Annotated in this window: 10 protein-coding genes and 1 tRNA gene; 4 read left to right on the plus strand and 7 right to left on the minus strand. The window is 73.5% G+C overall.

Translation table 11 applies throughout. The annotated features are described in order from the left end of the window. Positions 1-183: 183 nt before the first annotated feature. Entirely contained in the window at positions 184-798 is a 615-nt protein-coding gene (locus ACSW7Y_RS14405; RefSeq protein WP_438126934.1) for a hypothetical protein, read from the plus strand. A 258-nt stretch (positions 799-1,056) separates the two neighbouring features. Further along, positions 1,057-1,197: a hypothetical protein gene (locus ACSW7Y_RS14410; RefSeq protein ID WP_438126935.1), complete on the plus strand. Its 141-nt coding sequence runs from the start codon at positions 1,057-1,059 to the stop codon at positions 1,195-1,197. On the opposite strand, the gene ACSW7Y_RS14415 is transcribed toward ACSW7Y_RS14410, so the two are convergent. Genes ACSW7Y_RS14415 through ACSW7Y_RS14425 form a run of 3 tightly spaced genes read right to left on the minus strand, consistent with a single transcriptional unit; the run spans position 1,187 to position 3,641 of the window. Then, positions 1,187-2,464: a sensor histidine kinase gene (locus ACSW7Y_RS14415; protein WP_438126936.1), complete on the minus strand. Its 1,278-nt coding sequence runs from the start codon at positions 2,462-2,464 to the stop codon at positions 1,187-1,189. The two genes, ACSW7Y_RS14410 and ACSW7Y_RS14415, sit on opposite strands and share 11 nt — an antisense overlap. After that, entirely contained in the window at positions 2,461-3,147 is a 687-nt protein-coding gene (locus tag ACSW7Y_RS14420; protein ID WP_438126937.1) for a response regulator transcription factor, read from the minus strand. Before ACSW7Y_RS14420 ends, ACSW7Y_RS14415 begins: the two co-directional genes overlap by 4 nt. Continuing rightward, positions 3,144-3,641 (minus strand): hypothetical protein, encoded by a 498-nt coding sequence (locus ACSW7Y_RS14425; RefSeq protein ID WP_438126938.1) that lies wholly within the window; start codon positions 3,639-3,641, stop codon positions 3,144-3,146. Before ACSW7Y_RS14425 ends, ACSW7Y_RS14420 begins: the two co-directional genes overlap by 4 nt. Positions 3,642-3,801: 160 nt before the next feature. Between ACSW7Y_RS14425 and ACSW7Y_RS14430 the strand changes: the two genes are divergently transcribed. Further along, a complete protein-coding gene (locus tag ACSW7Y_RS14430; protein ID WP_438126939.1) occupies positions 3,802-4,497 on the plus strand; it encodes a hypothetical protein in 696 nt (231 codons plus the stop codon). Between the two features lie 52 nt (positions 4,498-4,549). Further along, positions 4,550-5,722: an AI-2E family transporter gene (locus ACSW7Y_RS14435; protein ID WP_438126940.1), complete on the plus strand. Its 1,173-nt coding sequence runs from the start codon at positions 4,550-4,552 to the stop codon at positions 5,720-5,722. A gap of 176 nt (positions 5,723-5,898) precedes the next feature. On the opposite strand, the gene ACSW7Y_RS14440 is transcribed toward ACSW7Y_RS14435, so the two are convergent. The 4 genes from ACSW7Y_RS14440 to ACSW7Y_RS14455 all read right to left on the minus strand — a co-directional run bounded on the left by ACSW7Y_RS14440 (position 5,899) and on the right by ACSW7Y_RS14455 (position 8,429). Further along, a complete protein-coding gene (locus ACSW7Y_RS14440; RefSeq protein WP_438126941.1) occupies positions 5,899-6,900 on the minus strand; it encodes a DMT family transporter in 1,002 nt (333 codons plus the stop codon). Positions 6,901-6,950: 50 nt separating this feature from the next. Then, the gene (locus tag ACSW7Y_RS14445) at positions 6,951-7,505 is read right to left on the minus strand and encodes a TetR/AcrR family transcriptional regulator (RefSeq protein ID WP_438126942.1); all 555 of its coding nucleotides are present in this window, start codon (positions 7,503-7,505) and stop codon (positions 6,951-6,953) included. Between the two features lie 28 nt (positions 7,506-7,533). Next, the gene (locus tag ACSW7Y_RS14450; protein ID WP_438126943.1) at positions 7,534-8,109 is read right to left on the minus strand and encodes a hypothetical protein; all 576 of its coding nucleotides are present in this window, start codon (positions 8,107-8,109) and stop codon (positions 7,534-7,536) included. A 247-nt stretch (positions 8,110-8,356) separates the two neighbouring features. Beyond that, positions 8,357-8,429, minus strand: a tRNA-Val gene (locus ACSW7Y_RS14455). Positions 8,430-8,443: the final 14 nt, after the last annotated feature.

Here is an 8,443-nt window from a genome sequence, read left to right on the forward strand (position 1 = left end):
GCGACGGAGTGCGGCGGGGACCTCGATCGAGCGTGTGGCCGATCCGGTGCGCGATCCCCGAGATCCGTGCACCGGATCGGCCACCGACGCACGACGGGCAGCTCCCGCCTCGGTGTCCTCCACGCTGGTAGGTCTCGGAGGTGCGGCCGGCACGGCCGTGCATCACGTCACAGGGGGGACCACATGAGCACGACACCGCCGTCCGAACCGAACGGCCAGCCGCAGCAACCCGGCCAGCCGTACCCGGGCCAGCCCCAGCAACCCGGCCAGCCGTACGCGGGCCAGCCGCAGCAACCCTGCCAGCCGTACCCGGGCCAGCCGTACCCGGGCCAGCCGTACCCGGGGGCCGCGCCGTACGCGCCGCCGCCGAAGGCCGGACGGTCCCGTGCCGCCGCGATCGGCATCACGATCGCATCCGTCGTCGTCGCGGCCGTCGTCGCGTTCGGCGTCCGGTACGCCATCACGTCGGCGATGCAGCCCTCCGCCGAGGACCAGGTGCAGCAGGGCGTCACCGAGCTGAAGAAGGACTACGAGCTGCCGAAGCAGATCGACTCCGTCACGACGCTCACCGACATCGAGGCACGCGGCAAGGCCATCCGCTACGACTACACGATCTCGGCGTCGGTCGACTCGTCGTCGGTGCAGCAGAGCACGCTCCGGCAGTCCGTCGTGTCGAACGCCTGCACCACGAGCGCGACGAAGAAGCTGCTCGACGACGGCATCGGCATGCAGTACCACTACGTCTTCGCGAGCGACCAGAAGACGCTGGACCTCGCGATCAGCAAGGCCGACTGCTGACGCGCTGACGCGCGCCGTGACGGACGGGCGCATCACGCTCAGCTGCGACGCGGAGCGTTGCGCGGGGTGCGCCGACCGAGCCAGCGAGGGAGGACGGTACCGGCCGGCACCGTCCTCCCGTCCGTCGTCATCACGACCACCTGTGTGACAGTCCGGTGACGCCACGTGCCCCGACGCCGCACGGCCGCGCGCCGAGCACGGGACGTGACGGCACGCGCCTGCCGCACGGCTGTCACGCGCGGGACCTACCGTGCCGCCATGACCTTCCCGACGCACGAGACCGACGACTCCCCCGCGCAGGACGACCTCGTGGTGCTGCTGCTCGAGGTGGCGATCGCCGTGACCTTCACCGTCATCGTCAGCCTCGCCGTGTTCTGGGTCCTCCCGGTCACGAGCTGACGCCGGGCCGGGCCTCGGTGTCGGCGGGCCGGAGCTCGACGACCGCCGCCGCTCCGTCCCCCGGGTCCTCGAGCCGGAGCACCGCACCGAACGCAGCGAGGTGCTGCAGCACGATGGCGAGCCCGATGCCGGCACCGGCGTGCGACCCCAGCGCACCGAACCGCCTCGGGCCGTCGCGCAACAGGTCGTCGGGGAACCCGGGGCCGGCGTCACGGACGGTGAGCGTCGAACCCTCCGTGCGGACGACGACCGGCTGGGCGCCGTGTCGTTCGGCATTCGTGACGAGGTTCGTCACCGCCCGGGCGAGGTGCTCCGGGTCGACCATCACCGTCCCCGTCGACCGGGCCTCGCGTCGGACACGGCCATCGAGCCCCTCCCGTCGGAGCATCTCGTCGACCGTGCTCCCGAGGTCGCGCGGGACGGCGTGCACGGCACCGGCGTCGTGCGCGGCGCGGGAGAGGTCGAGCAGGTCGTCGAGGAGCTGACGGAGGCGGTCGGCCACCCGTCGCACGCGAGCGGCATCGGGGCCGTCCGGCAGCAGCTCGGCGGCACCGACGAGTGCGGTCACGGGCGTCCGGAGGTCGTGCGCCACCTCGGCCGTGATCGCCCGCTCGTGGTCGAGGCTCCGCGCGAGGGCAGCGGCCGTCTCCGCCAGGCCACGGGAGAGCACGGCGACCTCGTCCTCCCCAGCGACCTCCGCGGGTGTCCGACCCGCGACGGTGTCGTCCACGGCCGCCGCGGCCCGTCGGAGTCGGGCGGTGAGTCGTCCCGCGGCGACCCAGGAACCGACGGCTGCCACGGCCGCAGCCAGGACGGCGGCGACGACGAAGGTGCGCTGCAGGTTCGCCCACTGCGCCCGCACCGGGGCGTCGTCGATCCGCGTCGCGATGATGCCCGAGCTCTGCCGTCGAGCCGCCCACATCGAGTCACCGTCGTCGTAGGTGACCGGTCCGCCGGCGCCCAACGCCCGTCGGAGGGCCGCCGGGAGCGCCGAGGGGTCGTCGGTGGCGCGCGGCGGGAGGTTGCCGCCGAACGCCTGGGTCGCCGTGGTCTCGTCGAGCTGCGTGAGCGCCTGCTGCCGGAGCTGCGCGGTCGCCCCGTCGATCGCGGTCCGCGCGAACACCGCGCCGGCACCGACGACGAGCGTCGTCGCGAGGAGGGTCATGGCGACGGCGGTCCGGAAGCGGAGCGAGCGCCACCACGGCACGCGCTCGTTCGGGGCCGCGGGTCGACGCACCGTGTCCGCGGAGGACCACGCCCGGTTCACGGGCGGTCGGCTTCGACGCGGTACCCGAACCCGCGGACCGTCTCGACGACGTCGGGCCCCAGCTTCCGCCGGAGCCGCTGCACGTTCGTGTCGACGATGCGGGGGTCCTGCCAGGTGCTGTCCCACGCCATCGCGACGACCTGCTCCCGGCTGAGGACCGCACCGCGCTCGCGGAGCAGTGCCTCGAGGACACGGAACTCCACCGACGTGAGGCTCACCGGCACCCCGTTCCGCTCGACCCGTCGAGCCCGGAGGTCGATCCGGACGTCGCCGATCGTGACGGTCTCGGACACGACGCCGCGCGCACGGCGGAGCACCGCGTGCAGTCGCGCCGAGAGGACGTCGGCGTCGAACGGCTTCGTGACGTAGTCGTCTGCTCCCGCGGCGAGTCCGGAGACCTCGTCGACGGCGAGGCTCCGGGCCGTGAGCAGCACCACGGGCACGCCGAGCGCCGTCAGCCGTGCCGTGAGGTCGAGTCCGTTCATGCGCGGCATCGCGACGTCGACGACGGCGATGTCGGGCACCTCGACGTCCACCGCGGCGAGCGCGTCGACACCGTCCGCGGTCGGGGTCACGCGCCAGCCACGGCGCAGGAGCAGCAGCTGGGTCGTCTCGCGCACGTCGGGGTCGTCCTCGGCGAGCAGGACGAGCGGGGCGGGTCCGTCGGCGTTCCCTCGTCTCACGGGCGCCTCTGGTCCGAGAGGAAGCCGAGGTCGCCCCAGAGGAAGTGCATCGTGGGGCGGACGGCCCATGCGGGCCGGTCGGCCGCGAACGTGATGCTGAGACGGCCGTACCGCTGGACGGCGCCGACGCTGGTGGGGTCGTCGAACCGGACCGCGACCGGGTACGTGGTGACGGTGCCGCCGGCGCAGTCGCACGGGTTGTCGGTGAACACGCCGGTCGCGAGTGCCCGGGTACCACCCCAGGACGACCAGGTGAGGTCCTCGAGGCGTTGGTCGGCGGACTGGCACCAGATCGGGACGGACACCGGTTCGGCGACGGCCTGGTCGCCGCAGCCGGCGTAGTAGGCGGTGCGGACGGCGGGGTCGGCACGGACCGGTGCGGTGTCGTGTCCGAGTGGTGCGGCCATGGCACCGGTGGCGGCGACGAGGACGCTCACCACGGCGAGCGCGGCGGCGACGATGCCGGTGGTCCGCCAGGGGACGGTTCGGGTCATGCTGTGAGCCTCCGTCCTGCCGGTCTCGGTCGCGCTGCAGGGATGTGTCAGTCCCGTGACAGATGTTCCCACGCTGTCGTGCGGTTCGGGGACGCCGTGCGGTCGACACCACGGCGGAGCTGTCGTGGTGCTGCGACGACGGGTGGCTACGGTCGAGACCATGCAGCTCCCCACGCCTCTCGTCCGTTCGGCGATGATCGTCGTCGCCGCGTCCACGCTCGCGCTCTCGGGGTGTGCCACCTCCGGGGCCGTGGAGCCGTCGTCCGCGGCGTCCGTCGCGTCGGCGGGGTCCGGCTCCCCCACGGCGGTCGCGTCCACCCCGGCGGAGACACCCGCGGCGACGGCCACCGCGCCGGCCGATTCCCCGACGCAGGCGACCGGTGCGACGGGGACCGCCGCAGCGGGTGCGGGCACCGCGTTCCCGTCCGGGCAGCCGCCCCGGCCCGGCGCGCAGGACGCGTACCCGGAGGCGACGTCGATCGCCGGGCTGCAGCAGGCGATCGCCGCGACGCCGCACCCCGGTCTGCAGATCTGCGACGGTGACCTGGTGTCGCTCGTGACGGCCTCGGGCGACCTGCGCGGGGACGGTGGTCAGCAGTACCTGGTCGACACGACCTGTTCGCTGGCGACGGCGAGTTCGCCGGACGAGGTCGCCGTGTACGACCGGCGGGGCGGGGGGCTCGTCCGGAGCGCGGTGCTGTCGGAGTTCACGGCCAACCGTCCGAAGCCGAGCGCGTACCCGTACCTGTGGCAGGGGCACACCGTGGTGCTCGCGTACGACGGTGGTGCGTCGTACCGGCTCGTGCGGCTGTCGCCGCGGGGCGAGACCACGAGCGACGTCCGTCCGTTCCGCTGAGCGGGGGTCCGGCGGCGGGCGCGCTCGGGCGCGTGTCGGTAGCGTCGGGCGGGTGACGACGGGGTCCTGCCCGCTCCACCGCACCGACCCCGAGGACGCCATGCCCTTCCTGCACCGGACCACCGCCCCGATCGACGGCCGGAGGTCGCTGTGGTCCGACCCGTTCGGTCGGCTCGCGATCCGCTGCGTGCAGCTCGTCGTGGTCGTCGTGGTCGTGTCGATGATCGTCCTCGCGACCGTGAAGCTCAGTCTCGTCACGATCCCGGTGCTCCTCGCGCTCATCGTGGCGTCGGCGCTGTTCCCGCTCGTCTCGTGGCTCCGTCGACACGGCGTGCCGTCGGTGCTCGCAACGATCGCGTGCTTCGTCGCGGTGCTCGCCGTGATGGTGGGCGTCGCGTGGCTGCTCGTCGCCACGGTGGCGAACCAGTGGTCGAGCCTGCAGTCCTCCGCGGTGGACGGACTCCAGCAGCTGCAGGACGTGCTGCACGACCTCCCGGTCCGGATCACCGACTCGCAGATCAACGACGCCGTCGACGGTGTGGTGTCGTTCGTGACGAGCCCGCAGTTCGGCTCGGGAGCGATCGCCGGGATCTCGGCGGTGACGAACTTCGTCACCGGGGCCGTGCTGATGGCCGTGATCCTCTTCTTCTTCCTGAAGGACGGTCCGGCGCTCTGGGAGTTCCTGCTCCGGCCCTTCACCGGGAGGCAGTACGACCGGGCCCGTCGGGTCGGCGACCGGGTCGTGCAGACGCTGGGCGGCTACGTGCGCGGGACGGCCGCCGTGGCCGCGTTCGACGCGCTCGCGATCGGGACGGGCCTCGCGATCCTCGGGGTGCCCCTGACGATCCCGCTCGCGGTCGTGGCCTTCGTGACGTCGTTCATCCCGATGATCGGCGCCCCCATTGCGGGCACGCTCGCCGCCCTCGTGACGCTCGTGTCGGTCGGTCCGGTGCAGGCCGTCATCGTCGTGGCGATCGTCGTCCTCGTCAACCAGATCGAGGGCAACTTCCTGCAGCCGGTGCTGATGGGCAAGACGCTGAGCCTCCACGGCCTCGTCATCCTCGTCGGCCTGACGGCGGGCACGGTCCTCGGTGGGGTCACCGGCGCGATCATCTCGGTGCCGCTCCTCGCGGCCGCGTGGGGTGTCGTGCAGGTGTGGAACGGGCCGGAGCAGCCGGCGGAGCCGTGGCGGCAGAAGCGCCGCGAGGACGTCCCCGTCGGCTGACGCCCTGCCCGTCGGGTGGTCGCCGTGTCGTCGTCGGCAGCCGTCCGTCGGTCGGCGCGACCGTCGTCGGGCGGTCGCCGCGTCGACGGCGGCGGGCGTCCGTCGCTCCGGACCACGGCCTGGAGGCGCGGTGCGTGTCCGACCGGCGCCGTGCCTCCAGGCCGTGGCTGGTGTGGTCAGGACCGGGTGGGCCGCCGGACGGGCGGTGCCACGAGGAGCACCAGCGCGATGCCGAGGAGTGCGAGGCCGGCCCAGCCGGCCGGGCCGAGGCGCTCGCCGACCACGAGCACGGCGAGGACCGTCGCGACCGCGGGTTCCAGGAGGGTGATCGTCGTCGCGGTGCTCGGTCGGACGGAGGCGAGACCGACGCCGAAGAGCAGGTAGCCGAGGAACATCGGGACGAGCGCGATGGAGAGCCCGACAGCAGCGTCGGACGGTGAGGTGACGAACGGGCCGCCGGTCAGGAGGAGCACGGGCAGCAGGAGCACGCCGCCGGTGCCGAAGACCGCTCCCATCGACGCGGCTCGTCCTGCGCCGGCAGCCATGAGGCGGTGAGCCGCCCACGAGTAGACGGCGTAGGTCGCCCCGGCGACGAGGCCGAGCAGCACGCCGAGCACGGTGGCGGCCGGGTTCGTGGCGCCGGCTGCCGCGGGGGTGCCGGCCGCGTCGGCGAGTCCGGCTGCGTCGGTGGCGCCGTGCGCCGCGCCTGCTCCGGAGAGGCACAGGACGGTGCTGCCCGCGACGCCGATCGCCGCTGCGACGACCCACCGGCGCCCGAGCGGACGGTGGTCGACCACACGTTCCAGGACCCCGGACGCGAGCGGTGCCGATGCCAGCGACACCACCGAGCCGATCGCGACCCCGGCGACGTGCATCGAGCTGTAGAACGCGAGCGGGTACACGGCGACCGCCAGCCCGCCGAGGGCCACCAGCCCGCGGTGCCGTCGCAGCACCGGCCACGCGGCGCGCAGGGGCCGGACGGCGATCGCCGCCTGCAGGAGCCCGCCGATCCCGAGGGCTGCGGCGCCGATCGCGAGCGGTCCGGCGGTGGGCGCCGCAGCGGCAACGGTACCGGTGGTCCCCCAGAGCACGGCGGTGACGACGAGCGCGAGCACGCCCAGTCGACTGGCGGCGGGACCGTGGCCCACGCCGTCGCGGTCGTCACCTGCTGCGGGCACCGGTCACCTCCCGGGGGTTCGGGCTCCTCATCCTGTCGGAAGGTGGTGGTTCAGCGCGAGCGGGTGTCCGTGATCCCGCGCAGGTAGGCGGCGAGCACCGATCGCACGTCGAGCGGTGCCGCGTCGGCGATCCGTTGGAGGAGGAGCGCGTCGACGAGCGCGACGAGCTCCGGGGCACGCTGCTCGGGATCGGACATGCCGATCGTGCGGAGCAGCGCGGTACCGACGGCGTCGAGCCGCTGCCGCACGGGGTCTGCGGCGGTGAGCGTGCGGCGGAGCTCGTCGTCGTCGCGCAGCTCGACGAGCAGGAGGTAGCGGGCGACCTGGGCATCGTGACGATCGGCGATCGTGTCGAGGAACGTCGCTGCGACGGCAGCCGGATCGCCCTCCGCTGGGAGCACCAGCGCGTCGAGGTCCGCGTCGAGCTGTGCGGTAATCCGTCCGGCGACCAGCCGGAGGAGTTCGCGCCGCGACCTGGCGTAGTACGACGTCGATCCCGGCGGCAGGGAGGCCTCGGCATCGACCGCTCGGTGGGTGAGCGCCCGCGAGCCGCCCCGGGCGATGCAGCGGATGCCGGCGTCGCCGATGTCGTCGCGTCTGGTCATGCCTGCCCCCTCTGGACGCCCGACCGTATCATCCTCTACATTTGTAGAGGGCAGGGAGGACGTCATGGGAACAGCGCGAGTGGCCGTCATCGGCGGCGGCCGGTCCGGAGCGGCGATCGCCGCCGCGATCGAGCGAGCAGGCGGGGCCCCGGTCGTGCTCTCGCCCTCCCGCGGCTTCGACGTCACCCGCGACGACGTTGAGTCCGCGGTCGGCGACGCGGTCGCCGTGGTCGAAGCCTCCGGGCGCTTCACGACGAGCCGGCGACGTGCCTCGGCGTTCTTCACTGCGTCGACGAGGGCGGTCTCCGACGCCACGAACCGGACGGGCGCACGACACGTCCTGCTGTCCATCGCCCAGTGCAGTCGCGTCGAGGTCCAGGGCTACGGGTACTTCGTTGGCAAGACGGCGCAGGAGACACTCGCGCGATCGACCAGCCGACACCTCCGCGTCGTCCGGTCGACCCAGTGGTTCGAGTTCGCCGAGCAGAACCTCGAGCGGATGCGGTTCGGACCGATCGCGCTCGTCCCCGGCATGCTGATCCAGCCGGTCGCGCTCGACAGCGTGGCCGACGTCGTCGCCGCTGCAGCACTCGACCCCGATCACCCGCCCGTCGTCGAGGTGGCCGGCCCGGACACCACCACGCTCTGGTCGATGACGCGCAGACTCGGCGGTCACCGACGGTGGCCGCTGCCGCTGCCGCTGCCGATCCCGGGGCGACTGGGCTCCGCGTTCCGCGGTGGCGCGCTGCTCCCCGGACCGGACGCGGTCGTGCGTGGGCCGTCGTTCGCGGAGTGGCTCGCGAACCGGCCGGGCGCCGGTGTGCACGCGGGCGGAGGCGGGGCGGCGGGGGTGGGCCCTGACGGACTCGAACCGCCGACATCTTCGGTGTAAACGAAGCGCTCTACCAACTGAGCTAAGAGCCCCTGCCGCACCATCC

The organism is Curtobacterium flaccumfaciens (assembly GCF_051548005.1).
GTDB lineage: Bacteria > Actinomycetota > Actinomycetes > Actinomycetales > Microbacteriaceae > Curtobacterium.